The sequence below is a fragment of the Oleiphilus sp. HI0043 genome (assembly GCF_001634935.1).
Genome location: NZ_LWEY01001074.1, coordinates 1 through 335, shown reverse-complemented (window position 1 = coordinate 335; position 335 = coordinate 1). Strand labels below are relative to the sequence as shown.

The 335-nt window shown below is 50.7% G+C and carries 1 protein-coding gene; it reads right to left on the bottom strand.

Annotated features, from left to right (window positions below):
• Positions 1-335, bottom strand: a 335-nt coding sequence (locus A3729_RS11830; RefSeq protein WP_156497912.1) for an immunoglobulin-like domain-containing protein, incomplete at both ends; no start/stop codon positions are given.

The following is a 335-nucleotide window of genomic DNA, read 5'->3' as shown; positions in this document are numbered from 1 at the left end:
CATAAGTACCAGCAACGCTAGAGTCGACCATTGTGCCGCCAACTATAATGCCTGCAGATAGGTCTCCGTCAAGTGCGTCATTCGCAGTCGCACCAGCATCGGTATAAGGGGTATTTAGCTCATGGTTAAGTGGGCTGCTACCTAACACGGTGATGCTAGGAGCGCCGGTATCCTGAACATTGACCGTTCGATTAACGGTGTTGGCAGGGTTACCCGATGAGTCGTTCACGTTGTAGCTCAGTACATAGCTACCAACAACTGCAGCATTGACCGTACCACTGACACCGATATTTGAAGATACATCTCCGTCGACATTATCTAGCGCTGTCGCACCC